Source organism: Exiguobacterium sp. s80 (genome assembly GCF_018618725.1).
Classification (GTDB): Bacteria; Bacillota; Bacilli; order Exiguobacteriales; family Exiguobacteriaceae; genus Exiguobacterium_A; species Exiguobacterium_A oxidotolerans.
In genome coordinates, this window is record NZ_JACSMP010000013.1 from 1 (window position 1) to 18,178 (window position 18,178).

At 47.2% G+C, this 18,178-nt stretch carries 14 protein-coding genes; 3 read left to right on the forward strand and 11 right to left on the reverse strand.

The window, feature by feature from the left end:
* Window positions 1-104: 104 nt before the first annotated feature.
* From nagB to KNP94_RS15025, 4 genes are all read right to left on the reverse strand, one after another.
* Window positions 105-860 carry a glucosamine-6-phosphate deaminase gene (gene nagB / locus KNP94_RS15010; RefSeq protein ID WP_088836296.1) on the reverse strand — a complete coding sequence of 252 codons (756 nt, stop codon included), beginning with the start codon at window positions 858-860 and terminating at the stop codon, window positions 105-107.
* Window positions 861-874: 14 nt separating this feature from the next.
* On the reverse strand, window positions 875-2,014 hold the full coding sequence (gene nagA, locus KNP94_RS15015) for an N-acetylglucosamine-6-phosphate deacetylase (RefSeq protein WP_215115912.1): 1,140 nt from the start codon (window positions 2,012-2,014) through the stop codon (window positions 875-877).
* A gap of 165 nt (window positions 2,015-2,179) precedes the next feature.
* Window positions 2,180-4,738 (reverse strand): bifunctional lysylphosphatidylglycerol flippase/synthetase MprF, encoded by a 2,559-nt coding sequence (gene mprF / locus KNP94_RS15020; protein ID WP_215115913.1) that lies wholly within the window; start codon window positions 4,736-4,738, stop codon window positions 2,180-2,182.
* Complete coding sequence (locus KNP94_RS15025) at window positions 4,735-6,090, reverse strand: MATE family efflux transporter (protein ID WP_088836293.1); 1,356 nt, start codon at window positions 6,088-6,090, stop codon at window positions 4,735-4,737. Before KNP94_RS15025 ends, mprF begins: the two co-directional genes overlap by 4 nt.
* 97 nt (window positions 6,091-6,187) lie before the next feature.
* On the opposite strand from KNP94_RS15025, the gene KNP94_RS15030 reads away from it, so the two are divergent.
* Window positions 6,188-6,970, forward strand: coding sequence for a CHAD domain-containing protein (locus KNP94_RS15030; RefSeq protein ID WP_214766747.1), 783 nt, complete (start codon window positions 6,188-6,190; stop codon window positions 6,968-6,970).
* Here the strand turns inward: KNP94_RS15030 and glsA are convergent.
* The 3 genes from glsA to KNP94_RS15045 form a co-directional block, all read right to left on the reverse strand.
* Window positions 6,967-7,899: a glutaminase A gene (gene glsA / locus KNP94_RS15035; protein WP_088836291.1), complete on the reverse strand. Its 933-nt coding sequence runs from the start codon at window positions 7,897-7,899 to the stop codon at window positions 6,967-6,969. The two genes, KNP94_RS15030 and glsA, sit on opposite strands and share 4 nt — an antisense overlap.
* 194 nt (window positions 7,900-8,093) lie before the next feature.
* Window positions 8,094-10,667 (reverse strand): ATP-dependent chaperone ClpB, encoded by a 2,574-nt coding sequence (gene clpB, locus KNP94_RS15040; protein ID WP_215115914.1) that lies wholly within the window; start codon window positions 10,665-10,667, stop codon window positions 8,094-8,096.
* A gap of 6 nt (window positions 10,668-10,673) precedes the next feature.
* The gene (locus tag KNP94_RS15045; RefSeq protein WP_088836289.1) at window positions 10,674-11,537 is read right to left on the reverse strand and encodes a DnaJ C-terminal domain-containing protein; all 864 of its coding nucleotides are present in this window, start codon (window positions 11,535-11,537) and stop codon (window positions 10,674-10,676) included.
* A 197-nt stretch (window positions 11,538-11,734) separates the two neighbouring features.
* Between KNP94_RS15045 and KNP94_RS15050 the strand changes: the two genes are divergently transcribed.
* Window positions 11,735-11,926: a YwbE family protein gene (locus KNP94_RS15050; RefSeq protein ID WP_029332605.1), complete on the forward strand. Its 192-nt coding sequence runs from the start codon at window positions 11,735-11,737 to the stop codon at window positions 11,924-11,926.
* A 41-nt stretch (window positions 11,927-11,967) separates the two neighbouring features.
* On the opposite strand, the gene KNP94_RS15055 is transcribed toward KNP94_RS15050, so the two are convergent.
* From KNP94_RS15055 to KNP94_RS15065, 3 genes are all read right to left on the reverse strand, one after another.
* Window positions 11,968-13,092, reverse strand: coding sequence for a M20 family metallopeptidase (locus KNP94_RS15055; RefSeq protein WP_215115923.1), 1,125 nt, complete (start codon window positions 13,090-13,092; stop codon window positions 11,968-11,970).
* A 57-nt stretch (window positions 13,093-13,149) separates the two neighbouring features.
* Window positions 13,150-14,004 (reverse strand): MurR/RpiR family transcriptional regulator, encoded by an 855-nt coding sequence (locus KNP94_RS15060; protein WP_088836288.1) that lies wholly within the window; start codon window positions 14,002-14,004, stop codon window positions 13,150-13,152.
* Between the two features lie 167 nt (window positions 14,005-14,171).
* The gene (locus KNP94_RS15065) at window positions 14,172-15,335 is read right to left on the reverse strand and encodes a CamS family sex pheromone protein (protein ID WP_251132505.1); all 1,164 of its coding nucleotides are present in this window, start codon (window positions 15,333-15,335) and stop codon (window positions 14,172-14,174) included.
* Window positions 15,336-15,487: 152 nt separating this feature from the next.
* On the opposite strand from KNP94_RS15065, the gene KNP94_RS15070 reads away from it, so the two are divergent.
* Window positions 15,488-16,066: a class D sortase gene (locus tag KNP94_RS15070; protein ID WP_215115915.1), complete on the forward strand. Its 579-nt coding sequence runs from the start codon at window positions 15,488-15,490 to the stop codon at window positions 16,064-16,066.
* Window positions 16,067-16,182: 116 nt separating this feature from the next.
* On the opposite strand, the gene ligA is transcribed toward KNP94_RS15070, so the two are convergent.
* A complete protein-coding gene (ligA, locus tag KNP94_RS15075; protein WP_215115916.1) occupies window positions 16,183-18,177 on the reverse strand; it encodes an NAD-dependent DNA ligase LigA in 1,995 nt (664 codons plus the stop codon).
* Window position 18,178: the final 1 nt, after the last annotated feature.

Sequence of the window (18,178 nt, forward strand, 5' to 3'; positions counted from 1 at the left end):
CCTCCTTACAACGGATATACCTGAAAGAGAGGGTGGCGATTCATCTCCCACTTTCACTAGGGCTTCACCCTGATCGTTTAGAAGTGGGCGTATTCTCGCCTGATTTAGATAAAATTCGTATAGGCTGCGCGTCCAGTACGTTTCGCTTCTTCAGACAATAAGGCGGCAGCTTCCTCGTCCAGGACAATCATCACGTCAGCATGACGTTGTAGAATCGTCGCCGGACAATCGGGCGTCGCCGGACCTTCCATCATATCGCGCACGGCTTCTGCTTTTCTGGCACTAGAGGCTACGAGCAAGATTTTTTTCGCTTCCATGATCGTACCGAGCCCCATCGTGATTGCATGTGACGGAACATCTTCTAACTTTTCGAAGAACCGCTGATTCGCTTCACGCGTCGATTCTGTCAACTTCGTTACGTGAGTCGTCGCGTCAAATGAGGTGCCGGGTTCGTTGAAGGCAATATGTCCGTTCGAACCGATTCCAAGCAATTGAAGATCGACACCAAGCTTACGAACCAGGTGTTCATAACGTTCACTTTCTGCATGGGCATCTTCCGTATCTCCGAATGGAAGATATGATTTCTTGAAGGCAACTGCATTAAACAGATGTTCCTTCATGAACGTGTGATAACTTTGCGGATGCGTCGGGCTAAGTCCGACATATTCATCAAGATTGACCGTCGTCACGTGCGAACAGTCTAATGTATCTTGACACCACTCTTCATAAACGCCGACAGGCGAACTCCCTGTCGCCAGCCCAATCGTCAACCCCTCCTCTTGCCGTTGAATTTCATTTTTGAGAAGTTGATACGTGACTTGTGCCAATTCTTCAGCCTTTTCGACAATCATCCATTTCATAAAAATAGCTCCCTTCATTTTTTAAATGTATGGACTGCTCCACGATGAATCGTCCGCTCGACAAATAATGATTCATTTAACACAACGAAATCAGCATCCTTACCAATCTCGAGCACCCCTTTTTTCGTCAGACCAAATTCTTCTGCCTGATTGATTGAAGTCATCCGTACCGCTTCTTCAAGGGAACACCCTGTAAAGGCAATAATATTCCGAAGCGCTTGATCCATCGTCAGGACACTTCCGGCTAAATTTCCGCTCGCTAGTCGCGCTGCTCCATCTTTTACGTCGACCGCTTGGCCACCGAGCTCATACTGACCTTCTGGTAAGCCTTTTGCCCGCATCGCGTCCGTGATGACGGTCAACCGGCTTGCTCCTTTCATCCGGTACGCAAAATCAACCATTTCTTTTGCACTATGAATCCCGTCCGGAATGATTTCCGCACGAACCGCTGGATTGAGTAGACAGTATCCGACTGTTCCCGGCTCGCGATGATGCAGTGCCCGCATCTGATTGTACAAGTGTGTCCCGTGGACGACGTTCCCTTGCTCATTCTGCTCGTATGTTGCGTCGGTATGGCCGGCTGACGGAACTGCCCCCGTCAGACGGACCGCTTCTTCAAATGCCCGCGCTCCCGGTCGTTCGGGTGCATAGGTGACGAGTTTAATCTGACCACCTGCTGCCTGCTGCCACTTTAAAAATTGTTCGACGTCCGGCTCAACGATATAGTCGAGTGGTTGGGCACCCGCATAATCCGGATTAATAAACGGTCCCTCGAGATGAATGCCTTCAATCGTCGTTGTCTCGGTTTCCATCACTTGCCGCGCCGCCTCGAGTGCGCGCGTAATTTGACTCCAGTCTTGTGTGATCGTCGTCGCAAAAAAGGACGTGACACCTTCCGCTAACATCGCTTGACTAAGACGCATTAAGCCTTTTTTATCGGCGTCCATCGTATCGACGTCATATCCCCCATGAATATGAACATCGATCATTCCTGGAATCAATTGCTTCCCTTCTAAATCAAGTACCCCTTCTTCCGCCACTGGTACATACTTCGTCATATCGCCTAGCTCGCTGATCGTCTCTTCAAACCGAATGAATCCCTTCTCTATCACGGTCTGACCCGTATAGATGTTCGCATTGATGATGACAGTCATATCTTCGCTTCCTTTCTTGCTTTGCCTCAAGAGTCGTTTCTCTCTGTTTAGTATAACGCCTCTATTTCTAGTTGTATAGACCTTTATACATTTGTTTGATTAAAAAAGAAGATTCCATACATTCATTGGAATCTTCCCTGATTGATAAACGCGTAATCCTCACCGTCATGGCAGTAACACACGGTCTTTCTTTTTAGAAATAAGACGTGTCACTTTTAAAATCGCAATCGTCAACGATTGACGTTTGCGATACGCCAAGTAACGTCCTTCCCACTTTGGATCATATTTTTCTTTGTAGCGTCTTAGGCCTGTAAAGCTATACATGTAACGAATGTTATTGAAGACGTCAGCCGCGACACGTTCTTGCCAAAATGACGTTTCGTCTTCTCCAACAGCAGATAGTGGTGCCATTCCCATATTGAACGTATGATAGCCTGCTTCTTTTGCATACTCAAACAAACGGATGAACATCGCATCCATAATCCCATTCGGTCCATCAGGACGGAAGCGCATCAAATCGATTGATAAGACACCGTCTTGATAAGCAGGCATGAACGTCATGAAGCCAAGCAAGTCGCCTGCCGCGTCACGCATGATTCCAACGGGTGCTTGATTCAAATAGTCTGACTGAAAGTATCCGAGTGAAAACCCTTTTTCTACTTTGTTCCCTAACCAGTCATCTGATACGTCACGTAACGATGTAAGTAAGGCATTTGAAAATGGCGGTTTTACAACTTCAAACGTCATGCCTTCTCGTTCAAAACGATTTTTAATGGAACGCAGTCCAGCTCGCTTCTTACCGGAAACCGTAAACGTCGTAATATCAACAATTGCTTCTTCGCCTAACTTAAAAAAGTTAAAACCAAAATCATGATACAGGGACATGTTTTGCGCCTGAATCTGATAGATGTTCGGAATGTAGCCCAAATCCTCGACGCGTCGTAGAAACGTACCAATCAATTGCGAATGTTCATCCGGGTTCCCACTCGGGTCACCCAACACAATAATCCGATTTCCTGTCTGACTGAATTGAAGAAATGCCCGACCCGATTCTGAGAAGAAAAATCGTTTATCCCCTAAAAAAGCCAAATGACTCAAGTAGTTTCCGCCTTCTTCCGTCAACGTCTGACGGACTTTCATTTCATCAAAAGCCTCTCCGAGGACCGGATGGTTAAACGTGTTGAACAGGCGAATGAACACTAACAAGTAAACAAGTGCAAAAATCGTTGCACTTGCTGCAAACATCGAAATTTCATGAGACGGATACACTTCCGTTCCGTCTGCAGACCCTAACGTATAAAACGTATACCCGAAGAAAACAAATCCACCGAGGTAAAGTATCCCGGCCAACGATGCACGCATTAACCGCATCGTCGTAATCAGCGTCCGCTCGCGGTGGAAAGATTTTGCCGAAACCGTCAGCAAAATGAGCACAACGAGAACCGCAAAAAGCGAGATTAAGTTGAATCCTCGTAAGGCCATCCCAATCAGTGCGAAGAATGATGCCCCGTATACCATATAGAGCGAACGTTTCGTCCGTCGATATAACGAGGGTGCCAGTAAGACGAATAATAACCCGCCCATCAAGAAGAAACTGTTCCCAAGTAGTAATAATTCATGCGGTAAACGGGCTTCTAGAAAATCGTATTGTGACGAGACCGGCGGTAAAATCGCAAGTCCCCAAATCGCAATACCTGCGAGCAACGTGATCAAGGCTAACGCAAAATGACGGACCTTACTTAAAAAGCGCAGTTGCAAGCGCCAAATGACTCCACCGACTTCGACGGATGGTCCGACGATCGGCTTATCTTCAATCATTTTGACAACAGGTCCACTAAATTCGCGTGCTGAGAACACCAGCCCAATCACAAAGGGCACTATGTAATAGACCAGACGGTAAATCAACAGTCCCGTCAAGACGCTTCCTTCCGCTACACCAGCGCGTTGCATACCAATCAAAAAAACCAAGTCAAACGAACCAAAACCCCCGGGAACCATCGAAATCAATCCGGCCGTCGCCGCGATGATGAATACACCGATGACTTTCGCAAAACTGACGTCCGTTCCGAGTGCCTGTAAAATTAAATAGACGACGACACCGGCACTGAACCATTCTACGAGTGAGACGAGTGAATACAGTACGATCGACGATGGTCGAATGCTACTCGCCCCGCGTCTGAACGTAAACAGGAGATATAAAGGGAAGAAAAGTGCGACACCAATGATAACGGGCCAAAGCCATTTTTTAAAATCGAGCACTTCGAACGCCGGGAAAATATTTAATAAAGACAATGCAGATAAAATCGATAGTCCACTAATCAACGTCGGCGCCATCCAGCCGATAGCCTTCAGGAGACGACTTCCTTCAACGAAAGGCCGATAAAGCGCCGTCCGAACCCCCATACCGGCAAGACCACCAAATCCGATGATTCCGTTAAACGAATTCGCAATCCACGAAGCCCGGAAGACGAGTCCGAGCGGCGCTTTGACCTCCAAAGAACGTAACAGGATGACGTCATAAAAGAACATCGTCGCGACGGCAAGGAGACCGGCACCGACTAAAAGAATGAACTTCCATGATGGGATTTGCTGAATGGCTTGAATCGATTCATTTAAAGATAAATTTTTCAATTCACTTTGTCCTTGATACAAGATAAAGAGAATTAAAGCAATCGGTAAAATAATTTTCGCGATCGTAACGATTCGTTGTTTATTGAGCTTCATCCAACAACCTCCTTTGACTTCTTGACGAGATAGACCAATCGTAAGAGCAATAACGTTGCTCCGACCGCAAGACCAATAATGAGTCCCCACCAGTAACCGTCCGGTCCAAGTGTCGTAAACCGTTCGAAATAAAAACCGAGCGGTAAGCCAATCACCCAGTACGCCGAAATCGTCAAAATGAATGTGGCATTGACATCTTTAAAACCACGTAATGCGCCTTGAGTCGGTGCTGCGACCGCATCGGATAACTGAAAGAAAATCGCGAGAATCATGAAATGTGCGGCTAGATTGATTACTTCCGGATCATTGCTATAGAGTGCCGCGACCCGTTCATTTTGTAAGTACAAGAGTCCGCCGGAGAAGAGCGAGACAGCAATACATAATAACAGCCCAATCCAAATGTACTGGACGGCATCCTTGACGCGTTTCGCCCCAACTTCGTACCCGACAGTGATCGTCAAAGCTGACGCAGCTGACAGGGGGAGCATGTAGACGAAGGATGCAAAGTTGATTGCAGCTTGATACGCACCGATTACGACATCCCCATACGCACCGAGTAACAACGTCACGGCTGAGAAAATACTGACCTCGGAAAAAATTGCTAGTCCAATCGGCGCCCCTAAAAAGACCAGTTCCTTAATCCGAGTAAAATCCGGTTTGTAGAATCGCCGTAAAATACCGAGGCGCTGGAACAGTTCCCCTTTTAGAACGATCCCGGTAATGGCGATACACAATAACCAATATGTGATTGCCGTCGCGACCCCTGCCCCGACACCCCCCAACTCCGGAAAACCAAACTTTCCGAAGATAAAGAGATAATTGAAAGCAACATTAATGGGTAAAGAGAATAATAATAATACCATCGTGATGTTTGACTTCCCGAGAGAATCGACTAATGTGCGAAGGACAAAAAAGATAAACATCGGAATGATACCAAATCCGAGCATGATGAGATAGACACGTGCGACACGTCTTGCTTCACCCGATAATTCCATCTGATTCAAAATCGGATTGACGAACAGTAAACCGAGTACTAATGTGACAACGATGATGAGTACTGAAACGTAAAGTGCCTGAACGACGATTCGTTTGACTTCACGCTCCTTCCTTGCACCCATTGCTTGCGAGACGAGCGGCGCGACGGCTAATAAAATACCCGTCAGACCTGTGTAGACAGGCGCCCAAAGACTTGCTCCGACACCGACACCAGCTAAATCAGCTGAGCCGTATCGTCCAGCCATGACCGTGTCAAAAAAGCTAATCAAATAAAAAGCGACTTGCGTCACTAAGATTGGAAAGAAAATTTTCATGAATTGTTGAATCTTTCCAGACAACGTAAACGTTTCTAACATGACTTCACCACATTCCAGAGCTAAGAAACGGCTCTATTTTAATCATTATTTCTGTCTATTAGCTTGTTCTACGTAAAAATTGTGAGGAGGGATTCATATGAATCATCGCGATACTGAAAACTTAACGTTCGAACTACTTGAAACGTGGGCGACATTCAACCACTATGCAAAAGAAGCCCAACAATTTAAAAATCCGGAAGATGTCCACCAAGCAAGAATCCGTCTTCGGAAGTTGATTACGTTCGCTACACTTGTCGGTGAGACGGATGAACCTGTTTATCTGATTTGGAGACGACTGATGCGCGCATTTGGCGAGGTCCGTGATTTAGACGTCCAACTCGAACAACAATCTGTCACGTCACCCGTCGAGCAACTATTCGCCGAACACCTCGCGCTCCAACTCCAAGGAAAACGAGCAACGCTACTTGAAACGATGCATCTGCTCATCTCAAGTGAACTCGATAAATCCGTCCGTCGTTTCTTAGCAGGACCGCTGACAAAACGATTAAAACGGATGGATGAAAACGATTTGATTCACGCGGCAAAAAAACAATTTGATAAAAAAGCACAAAAATACGAAAAAGTGCACCATACAGAAGGACAAAAAAGAATCCAAAAGATGCACGAATTACGTCTTGCGACAAAGTACTACCGCTATACATTAGAATACTTGCGTCCTTATACCACTCTTCCGAAGTCGACCGTCGATCGTCTAAAACGCGTTCAGACCCAGCTTGGCCAAATCAATGATACGTACAACCGGCTCGAACGGTGGCGCGCATTTACACCACCGGATGAATACCAATTGAAACGCGCAGAAGAAGTTACACGACTCGAACAAGCCTTAGTGACGGCACTGGACGAATTTTCACTCGATTAAGGGTGACGCTGGACGAGCAGCTCGAGCATTTTCGTGCCCGCGATTGAGTTTCCTTTTAAATCGAGGGCCGGTCCAAAAATACCGATTCCGAGATCTGCCATATCGAAATCACTACGTCCACAGGCCACGATGGCACCCGAGACACCACTTTTCCCGGGAAGTCCGACTTGAACAGAAAACTCACCAGAAGCATCATACATGCCGCACGTCGTCATGATCGCACGAATGATTCGCGCATTACGACGAGAGATGACTTGATGGCCGGATGGTGTTTTTCCAGACTGGCTTAAAATTTTACCCATCATCGCGAGTCCTTTACAGTTCGTCAAGATTGCGCATTGTTTTGTGTAGACATCGATGATTTCTTCGACGTTTCCTTCAATGACTCCGTGATAGCGCATGAAGTACAGCAATGCCCGGTTCAAATCCGTCGTTTCGAATTCGGATTTTGCGACTTCCGCGTCGTACTTGACCATCTCGACTTCGATGTCGAGCAGACTCGCGATGAACTCGCGCAGTTTGAGCAGTTTATCTGCCGCATCTTCCCCAGGTAACATACTCGTCACAGCAAGCGCTCCTGCATTGATCATCGGGTTGAGCGGTTTTGTTGGAATCGTCTCCTCAAGCTTCGCGATCGAGTTGAAGGCATCCCCCGTCGGCTCCATTCCAACTTTTGAAAAGACATAATCCTCACCAAATGTTTCGAGAACAAAAGCAAGTGTGATAATTTTAGAGACACTTTGTAACGTAAATAAAGTGTCCGCCTCACCAGCAGACACAAATGTCCCGTCGGCATTGCAAACTGCGATTCCAAGTTGCGTCGGTTCTGACTTCGCAAGCTCCGGAATATAACTCGCAACTTGTCCGAGTACTGCATAAGGACGGCATTCATCAATTAATTCTTCTAGTTGTTGTTGTGTAACGTTCATGTACTTCCCTCTTCCTGTTTTTTTATAGCTTATCATGCTTTGTCAGAACGAGATATGGCAAGACGTAGTTTTGTCTGTGAAAGCAAAAAGCTCGGGAAAAGTTACTGTAAAAACAACAAAAAAATCTGAACATCATCGAGATTCATACTTTGAATGTCGACGACGTTCAGATTTTTTAACAAGCAGACGTTCCATCAACGAATGACGAGTTCTGAACCGTCTGCGTCGATCGCGACGTGCGACCCATCCTGGATTTCCCCGCTGATCAGTGCACGGGCCAGTTTTGTCTCGATCGTCCGCTGGATATAACGATTGATTGGACGGGCACCGTACTGAGGTTCGAAGGCTTCATCGAAGATTAACGTTTTGGCGGCTTCTGTCACATCAATCGTAATTTCCCGACCTGATAAACGATCTGCCATCTTCGCGACCGCTTTATCGATGATCCGCTCGATTTCTGCGCGGTGCAATGGATGGAATAAAATCGTGTCATCAATCCGGTTCAAGAATTCGGGCCGGAAATGATTTTTCAGTTCTTGACGGACAGCTTCTTCTTCGGCTGGATCAATGTAACCATCTTTGGCTGCTTCTAACAAAATGTTCGCTCCAATATTCGAGGTCATGATGACAATCGTGTTTTTAAAGTCAACGACACGTCCTTGTGCGTCCGTCAAGCGGCCATCATCAAGCAGTTGAAGCAGGATATTGAACACATCGCCATGTGCTTTCTCGATTTCATCAAATAAGAGAACCGAGTACGGACTGCGACGGACCGCTTCTGTCAGTTGTCCGCCTTCTTCGTATCCGACATAACCCGGAGGCGCACCGACGAGACGGGACACATTGTGTTTCTCCATATATTCCGACATGTCAATCCGAATGATGTGATCTTCACTGTCGAACATCGCTGCCGCAAGTGCTTTCGCAAGCTCGGTTTTCCCGACACCGGTCGGACCGAGGAAGAGGAACGAACCGATCGGCCGGTTCGGGTCTTTGATTCCGGCCCGAGCCCGGATGACGGCGTCTGATACAAGGCGGACGGCTTCGTCCTGACCGAAGACCCGTGTATGCAGCGTATCTTCGAGATGGAGCAACTTCTCCCGTTCACCTTGCGCAAGACGTGTAACCGGAATCCCCGTCCATTTCGAAACGATATCTGAAATTTCTTCGTCTGTTACGGCTTCGCGGACTAACTCATGAGAGACGTGTTCTGCTGATTCTTCTGCTACATGTAACCGATTTTCGAGTTCCGGAATCTGTCCGTATTTGATTTCAGAAGCCGTATTTAAATCATACCGGCCTTCTGCTTCTTGTAAGGCAAGTTTTGCTTTTTCGAGATCTGCCCGCAGCTGCTGGACACCTTGCGAACTTTCTTTTTCATGTTCCCACCGTGTCCGAAGCGCACTCTCATCTTCACGCGCTGAACTTAATTCTTGTTGCAGCGTCTCAAGGCGTTTACGCGAGGCCTCGTCCGTTTCTTTTTTAAGAGCTGCCTCTTCGATTTCAAGTTGCATGACCCGGCGAACGAGTGAATCAAGTTCCGCTGGCATCGATTCCATATCCGTCCGAATCATCGCGCACGCTTCATCGACTAAGTCGATCGCTTTGTCCGGCATGAACCGATCCGTAATATAGCGATCGGAGAGAATGGCCGCTGCGACTAGGGCATTATCATGGATTCTGACACCATGGTGAATTTCAAACCGTTCTTTTAATCCGCGCAAAATCGAAATCGTATCTTCGACGTCCGGTTCTGCGACGAGGACTTGTTGGAACCGGCGCTCGAGTGCCGGATCTTTTTCAATATATTTCCGATATTCATCGAGTGTCGTCGCTCCGATACAGTGCAACTCACCACGGGCGAGCATCGGTTTGAGCATGTTACCGGCGTCCATCGCCCCTTCTGTTTTTCCGGCTCCGACAATCGTATGCAGCTCATCGATGAAGAGAAGGATTTGCCCTTCTGCTTCCTTGACCTCGTTCAAGACGGCTTGCAAACGTTCCTCAAATTCACCCCTGTATTTTGCACCTGCAACGAGCGTACTCATATCCAGGCTAAACAACTGTTTGTTTTTTAAGCTCTCCGGTACATCACCACGCACGATACGTTGGGCGAGTCCTTCCACGATTGCCGTCTTCCCGACACCGGGCTCACCGATCAGAACGGGATTGTTTTTTGTTTTTCGGCTGAGTATCCGGATGACGCGACGGATTTCATCGTCCCGACCGATGACGGGGTCTGTTTTCCCTGACCGAAAATCAGCGACAAGATCCCGTCCATATTTTTTTAAGACATCAAATGTCGCTTCAGGATTTTTTGTCGTCACTTTCCGATTACCACGCATCGCTATGATGGCTTCGCGTAATGTTTCTTCCGTCACACCTTGCCCCCGTAAATATTGTGTTGTAGGACTCGTTTGTTTCGAGAGTGCGAGTAAGAGGTGTTCGACCGAAACATACTCATCTTGCATCAAACGGGCTTCTGTTTCCGCTTCCGTCAACACGTTCAATAAAGAACTACTGATCCGTGGTGTCGAGACTTGCGCGAGCGCCGGTAATTTTTCAATCGCTTGATTGATGGCTTGTTCCATCTGATCCATCCGCTGATCGAGTTTTTCAAAGACGATCCGAGCGATTCCTTCTTCCTGTGCGATTAAAGCGAGTAATAAATGCCACTCTGTGATTTCACTATGCCGACGTTGTTTCGCAATCGCTTGCGCTGATACGATTGCCTCATGAGCACGATCCGTTAATTTCTCAAAGTCCATGTCGCATTACTCCTTTACTGATAATTGATTTTCCCATTCTTCATAAAACGTTGCATCCATCTCAGGCAACTTCACTTCTAATTGAACAAGTAAAGCACCCCGATGCCCGTCTTGATTACTTAAGCCACGATTTGGAATGCGTAGTCTTGCACCTGGTTTCGTCCCCGGCTTGACCTTTAACTTGACACGTTTTCCTTCAAGCGTATCGGCAATCACTTCGCCACCCAAGACAAACGTCGTCGGATACACACGCACCGTTGAAATGACATCCTGTTCGTGTCGACGGAACCGGTCGTCATCTTTGAGATGAATCGTCACGTAGACGTCACCCGCCACTCCACTTCGGTTACGCAACGAACTTTTTCCGCGTAAACGAACTTTCTTCCCTTCGTAGACGTCTTTCGGAAGACTCATCTGAATCGTCCCTGAAGCTAGACGAATCGTTACTTTTTCATTTGTACTGAGGTGACTGAGTGGTACCGTCAGTTCAAGTTCTTCATCCGTCGATTCTTCTTCTTGGTTAAAAAACGAACCGAACATGTCTTCAAAACCAAAGGATTGACCGCCACCGGTCGGTCGAGACTGTCGTCCATTGTATTGACGGAAGATGTCCTCGTAGTCTGCTGATTGCCCCGGACCCGCGCCAGCCATGCGTTCAAAGTCACTTCCATAACGATCATACTGCGTCCGTTTTTCTTCATCCCCGAGGACATCAAAAGCCTCCTGAATATCTTTAAAACGGCGATCTGCACTCGCCTCTTTATTGACGTCCGGGTGAAACTGTTTCGCAAGTTTCCGATACGCTCGTTTGATGTCTTGATTCGTTGCCGACTTTTCGACACCAAGCGTCCGGTAATAATCTTTTGCCATCTCACTTCACTCCTTCACTTATTAACTCTGTATCTTAATTATAAAATCGAATCGTCAATTGGTCAAATATAGTCAAACTTTTTCATCACGGCTTCTCTTCATCTTTTCACTTTACGGTTTTTCTTCAAACAAGTTTCATGAACCGACTCATGCTATACTGATATCCATAGTTATTCACACGAAGGAGCGATGAAAAAATGGATGGAAAAAAACGTGCAGACGTCAAGCCTGGACTACGTGTCAGCATCGTCTTAAAACAAGATCAGCGTACGGGGAAACGGACGGAAGGAATCGTCAAAGACTTATTGACGAAATCACCGAACCACCCGCACGGCATTAAAGTACGCCTTGAAGATGGTCAAGTCGGTCGTGTTCAGGAAATTCTTTAAGTAGATAAAAAGGCGTTCCCGTCGTGGAACGCCTTTTTCGATTACCGTATCGCTAAATAACGTAATGTCGCTTCGACTAATATCTTCGCTGCGTCGACCATCGCCGGCTCTTCAAAGTCAAAGCGTGGATGATGATGCGGATAATGTGATGCATCACCTGCACCGGTAAAGAAGAACGTCCCCGGAACTTCCTTCAAATAATAGGCAAAGTCTTCCCCGCCCATTGTCGGATCAATTTCAAATACGCTTGTATCCCCGATCACGTCGCGGGCGACAGCTTCTAAAAAACGTGTCTCAACCAAGTCATTGATGACAGCCGGATACCCTGTTTCATAGTGAAACGTATACGTCGCACCCGCTGCATCACAAATCCCTTTAATCGTCCGCTCCATCTCCGAGACGATTTTTTGAGCCACCGCCTCATCAAACGTCCGGACGGTCCCCGTCAATTGTGCCCGGTCAGCAATGACATTGAACGTATTCCCGGCATGAAGCGTCCCGATCGTCAAGACGGCTTGCTGCAATGGATCGAGACGACGGCTGACGATACTTTGAAGTTCTTTGACGATGGTCGCCCCGAGTAGTACGGCATCAATCGTTTCGTGCGGTTTTGCCCCGTGTCCGCCTCGGCCGAACAACGTTAACTCGAATTTATCCGCCGCTGCCATGACGGGACCGACCCGTGTTCCGATCGTCCCCAGCTGGGTCGTCGACCAAAGGTGCGTTCCGAAGATGACATCGACTCCGTCAAGACAGCCGTCAGCAATCATCTCACGCGCTCCCCCCGGTACCACTTCTTCTGCATGCTGGTGAATCAAGACGACATTTCCCGTCAGCTGTTCTTTTTGACTGGCGAGAACTTCCGCAACGGCGAGTAATGTCGCTGTATGACCATCATGACCACACGCGTGCATGACTCCTGGGACAGTCGAACGATAATCAACCGTTTTTTCATCTTGAATCGGTAACGCATCAAAATCTGCCCGTAATGCGACCGTTTTCCCCGGTTTTCCTCCTCGAATCGTTCCGACGACACCACGTCCTCCGACATTTCGTCGGACTTCGATTCCAAGTTCTTCGAGACGACTTGCGATATAATTCGGTGTCTCAACCTCATGAAAAGAAAGTTCAGGATGTTGATGTAAATATCGTCGGCGTTCAACCATTTCCGGAAATAGCTGTTCGATCCGGCTCGCTATCGACTGATCCACTAAGTAGCCCCCTTATTTTTTTCCGTGCAACATCTTTACACTTTCACGTGTGTACTGAAGTCGTTCAATCGTATCCGTATAGTGAATTGCTGCATAAGACAAGAAGAGCACATCAATCGCAAACAATTGTGCCAAGCGCGAACTGAGTGCCGCACTTCGAAGCGGTGCTTCCGGTGCACGCGATGTCCACAATGCGATATCTGCCAGCTGACTGATTCGGTTATCACCAAATCGGGTTAGACTAATCATTTTTAAACCGCGAATTTTTGCCAGTCGCATCAGTTCGACGACTTCTTCTGTTTCCCCGCTGTAAGAAATCGCGAAGAAGACATCATCCGGACTCGCATTTGCAAGGAGTGTCGCTAAAAGATGCTGATCCGATTCTTGAATCGCTAACTTCCCGACGCGCGTCCACTTTTGAGCTGCATCAAGTGCGACGACGTTCGAAGCACCGATTCCATAAAAATAGATAGCACGTGCTTGATCGAGCGCTTTTGTCGCTTCTGCGATTCGGACATCGTTCAATTGTTTGGCTGTATCTTGTAGGGCTTGCATACTGTTACTAAGCGTTTTTTCGATTAAATCTGCTGGACGTTCGTTTTCTTCGATATCGTGATATCCTGTCAAATCCGTTCGTGCCGTATCAGCAGAAATCCGCATCCGCAGTTCCGGATACCCCTTTAATCCAAGCGCACGACAAAATCGGACGACGGCTGCAGCACTCGTATTCGATTCTTCTGCCAAATGATGAATCGTCATCCCGGCGATTTCGTTTGCGTGGGATAAAACAAAATCAGCTACTTTTCGTGACGAGGACGGCAACTCCTCGCGTACTGCTTCAATTTGTGAAAAGATACCACCCTTCATTCAATCCGCTCCTTTGACTTGACGTTCTTTTAGAATTCGTTTTCATGTTATACATTTAGTGTACATTTTATGAAACTTAATTTCAATTCAATTATTGTATTCCAAAATTTAATCATAATAAAAAGGACCCATGTGCATGGATCCTTCAGCTTACAGGAAAAACTTTATCAACGAATTTTAACGATTGGTTTTTTCGTATCGGGTTCGAGGAATAACATCGCTTCCGTATCTCCGTTTAAGTTCGTGACGGTAATCGTCGTCGGAACATTCCGGTTATACTCCCACCGGTTTTCAAGCAGATACGTCACGTATTGGATGAAGGCGACAAGTTCTGCTTTTCCGTAAAATTGAACCGGGATTTTAATTTCAAGCTTCTTCAATTCACCCTCTTGATAGAATCCTTCACCCATCATCCCCGTGTAGTTCGGGAAGTAGTCTTCGAGGCGGTCCTTGAACAAGTCGAATTTCGCCGCGTCATCACGAACGTCATTCGTTGCTGCTGAAGAAGGATAGTAGTAATACTTCTCATCATAATTTTTCCAGTCATTCGCACTAATTTGGTTCCCGCGACCGATGAAGGCCGATGAAAGGTAGTGACCTGAAACCGGTGAACCCTCTTTCTCTTGTAAATAGAGGGCGACGTGGATCGGTGTCGTCTTCATCCCGTCCGTCTTCCGCATCTTTTGGACGAGTTCGTTTGCCATTTTCTTGCCTTGCTCGATGACTTTTTTCTCATCTAATTTCACAGTATATGTCGGCCCATAGTTTTCATCTTGGAAAACGTACTCACTATTTAAGACTAACGCAATCGATGTCCCACCCAGTTCGAGTTTTTTATCTTCTTCGAGCATGTAGTCTTGTTCTAAGATGTGCGATAAAATCAAAGGAGACTTCTGATTTTTCTCTTTATATGATTTTCCAGTCGTGTACGCCGGGTTTAATCCTTCTGGATCACTCCCACTCGTATCTGCTTTTCCTGTTCGAAGCAACCACTTTGCGATTTGGTCCGCTTCCAGCAGTTGACCTTCTTGGTAATAATATTTTTCCGGGTCAAAAAACTGTGTTGAATGGCGCATCAGCCCGGTCTCAATCTCATCCAGTTCAAGCCGTGAGCTGACCCGCTTTTGTGTCATCCCGCGGGCGACGCTTGGCCGAAACGGAAGTACCGTTCGATAGTACGAATCGGTCGTATCGATTGCCGGACTGACAACTGCTTGGACTTCTTTACCTTGTTCGCTCTCAGTAATGACTTCTTTCGTATCGCTGTCTTGTGATAGATCCATCGAACAAGCACCTAAAAATAGTGTGCTCGTCAATGTCAATGCTATCATTTTTCTATATCTCATCATCATCATTGCACCCCATGTTTTAAAATCGTTCTCTTTATCATAACAGAATCGTTTTCAATCGGGGAAGCACTAGTTTTCCCCTACTTTTCAAAAAGCACTGCGTGACTTTTAATCGCGCGAAAGGACAATCTTATATGAAACAACGACAAGTCATCGGGCTCATCCTCTTATCAGCAGGCATTTTATTCATGCTTTGGCCCATTTGGAATACCTATCAAAAACAAGCAACAACGACTGATTTAAAGCAACAATGGAAAAAAAGCTTACAAACGGTTGATGCAAAAGAAACGACAAAACCACTGGTGACAAAAGGTGACGGACTCTTAACAATCCCTTCACTTGATTTCGAACAAGTCATCTTAGAAGGAGCTTCGACCGATGTTCTTGATCACAGTATCGGGCACATCAAAGAAACCGGTGCCCCGGGAAAAGGAAACTATGCTTTAGCAGGACACCGAAGTTTTACGAAAGGACTTCATTTCAACAAGTTACCGCAACTGAAAACAGGAGCCGATGTCATCGTCACCACAAAAGACCATCGTTATACGTACCGCATGGAAAGTTCAAAACTCGTCAAGCCGACGGATCTCTCCGTTCTCGATCAAAACGTCAAACAACCGATGATTACACTCATCACTTGTGATCCACCGGAAACCGCGACAAACCGTTTAATCAAACAAGGTGTGTTGATTAAAACAGAAACACTTGATTGAGTCTAGCACTTCATCTGCTTTCAAACACAAACAAAAATCCGAGTGATTCTTTTCAAAAGAAGAATCGCTCGGATTTTTTTAAGGCGTAGACCCTACTCTGAATCGCTTATTTTAAATCACGCCTCGTGTCGTGCCAATTCTTCCAGCAATCGTGCCTCATCCCAAATCTCAATTCCGAGTGATTCAGCCTTCGTCAACTTCGACCCCGCCTTTTCACCTGCGACTAAGATATCGGTTTTCTTACTAACACTCCCGGTCACGTCCGCACCGAGTACCTCAAGACGCTTTCCAGCTTCCGAACGTTTTAGCGATTCCAGTGTCCCGGTCAAAACAATCGTTTTCCCGGAGAACGGTGCATTCGATTGATCGATCCGTTGACCAAGAAACTGTTGATTCAGCCCAAGCGCTGCTAAATCCTGGATTAGTGCCTGTGCTTCCGGATGCTCGAAGTACTGCGTAATTGAGTCAGCAATTTTACTGCCGACTCCGTCGATCGCCACAATTTCATCGTAACTTGCTTGCGCGATTCCGGTTAACGTATCAAAACGTTCTGCGAGCAGATACGCTGCTTTTTGACCGACGAGACGGATCCCAAGACCAAAGACGAGGCGTTCGAGCGAATTTTGTTTCGACGCCTCGATTGCCGCCAGTAACTTATCGACTGACGTTTCTCCCATCCGTTCATAGGTCAAGAGTTCGTCACGATCGAGACGATACAAATCAGCAAGCGTCCGAATTGCTTGATGTTCATACAGTTGACGGACAACTTTTTCACCAAGCCCATCGATGTTCATCGCTTGGCGCGAGACGAAGTGGATGATGCCTTCCGTCAACTGGGCGGGACATTCCGGACTGACGCAGCGCACGTCGACTTCACCTTCGAGGCGGACGAGCTCCGACTGACAGGCAGGACATTGTTTCGGGAATTCAATCGGTTGTTCCGCCCCCGTTCGTTCTGAAACGACGACACTGACGACAGCCGGAATAACGTCCCCCGCTTTTTTAATGATGACTTGATCGTGCAGGCGGATATCTTTTTCCATGATGAAGTCCGCGTTGTGTAACGTCGCATAACTGACGGTCGAACCGGCAACGACGACGGGTGCGAACCTTGCGCGTGGTGTCACTTTCCCGGTCCGTCCGACACTAAAGTCAACTTCTTCGACGGTCGTCATCACTTCTTCAGCAGCAAATTTATAGGCAGTCGCAAATCGTGGACTCTTCGCAGTAAATCCGAGTTCTTCCTGATCGTCATAACGGTCGACCTTGAGCACGATGCCATCGATTTCATACGGCAATGTCGCACGTTCTGCCGTCCAGTACGTGATGAACGCTAAAATATCTTCTACCGTCTGACATGTTTTCATTTCTTTGTTCGTCGGTAAACCGAGCTGTGCCAGTTGTTCCATCGCTTCACTATGAGAGCGCGCCGTCAGCGTATTGACACCGACACCGTAGACGAATAACGATAAATTGCGTGACGCCGTTATCGACGAGTCGAGTTGCCGTAAGCTACCGGCTGCGGCATTTCGTGGATTGGCGAATAATGCTTCTTCGCGTGCCGTCCGTTCCTCGTTTAAGCGCTCGAACGATTGTTTCGGCATGTAGGCTTCGCCGCGAACTTCAACCGTCTCCTGCTCACGCAGACGTAACGGTAACGCTTTAATCGTCCGTAAGTTTTGGGTAATGTTCTCCCCGACCGTTCCGTCACCTCGTGTCGCCCCACGAACGAGTAGTCCGTCTTCATACTTTAAAGAAATCGCGAGTCCGTCGAACTTCAACTCCGCGACATATGTCGTTGCACGACCGAGCGACCGTTCAATCCGCTCGACCCATTCCCGGATCTCCGTTTCATCGAATACGTTGCCAAGTGAGAGCATCGGTAAGTCATGCGTCACCTTTTCGAATGCTTCGAGTGGCGCTGCTCCGACACGTTGGGTCGGAGAATCCGCCGTAATCAGTTCCGGATGGGCCGTTTCCAGTTCAGTCAGTTCCCGTAGCAATTGATCGTACGTGCTATCCGGTACGGTCGGCTGATCTTTTACGTAATATTCATAGCTGTACTGATTTAGTTTTTGGCGCAATGCTTCGATGCGTGCTTGGTCTTCCATT

Excerpts from the sequence above, each read along its gene's own strand:
- KNP94_RS15045 (WP_088836289.1), bottom strand. The coding sequence starts at position 11,537 with ATGGCAAAAGATTATTACCGGACGCTTGGTGTCGAAAAGTCGGCAACG.
- glsA (WP_088836291.1), bottom strand. The coding sequence starts at position 7,899 with ATGAACGTTACACAACAACAACTAGAAGAATTAATTGATGAATGCCGT.
- KNP94_RS15050 (WP_029332605.1), top strand. The coding sequence starts at position 11,735 with ATGGATGGAAAAAAACGTGCAGACGTCAAGCCTGGACTACGTGTCAGC.
- nagB (WP_088836296.1), bottom strand. The coding sequence starts at position 860 with ATGAAATGGATGATTGTCGAAAAGGCTGAAGAATTGGCACAAGTCACG.
- KNP94_RS15065 (WP_251132505.1), bottom strand. The coding sequence starts at position 15,335 with ATGATAGCATTGACATTGACGAGCACACTATTTTTAGGTGCTTGTTCG.
- KNP94_RS15070 (WP_215115915.1), top strand. The coding sequence starts at position 15,488 with ATGAAACAACGACAAGTCATCGGGCTCATCCTCTTATCAGCAGGCATT.
- clpB (WP_215115914.1), bottom strand. The coding sequence starts at position 10,667 with ATGGACTTTGAGAAATTAACGGATCGTGCTCATGAGGCAATCGTATCA.
- KNP94_RS15025 (WP_088836293.1), bottom strand. The coding sequence starts at position 6,090 with ATGTTAGAAACGTTTACGTTGTCTGGAAAGATTCAACAATTCATGAAA.
- KNP94_RS15055 (WP_215115923.1), bottom strand. The coding sequence starts at position 13,092 with ATGGTTGAACGCCGACGATATTTACATCAACATCCTGAACTTTCTTTT.
- KNP94_RS15030 (WP_214766747.1), top strand. The coding sequence starts at position 6,188 with ATGAATCATCGCGATACTGAAAACTTAACGTTCGAACTACTTGAAACG.
- ligA (WP_215115916.1), bottom strand. The coding sequence starts at position 18,177 with ATGGAAGACCAAGCACGCATCGAAGCATTGCGCCAAAAACTAAATCAG.
- mprF (WP_215115913.1), bottom strand. The coding sequence starts at position 4,738 with ATGAAGCTCAATAAACAACGAATCGTTACGATCGCGAAAATTATTTTA.
- KNP94_RS15060 (WP_088836288.1), bottom strand. The coding sequence starts at position 14,004 with ATGAAGGGTGGTATCTTTTCACAAATTGAAGCAGTACGCGAGGAGTTG.
- nagA (WP_215115912.1), bottom strand. The coding sequence starts at position 2,014 with ATGACTGTCATCATCAATGCGAACATCTATACGGGTCAGACCGTGATA.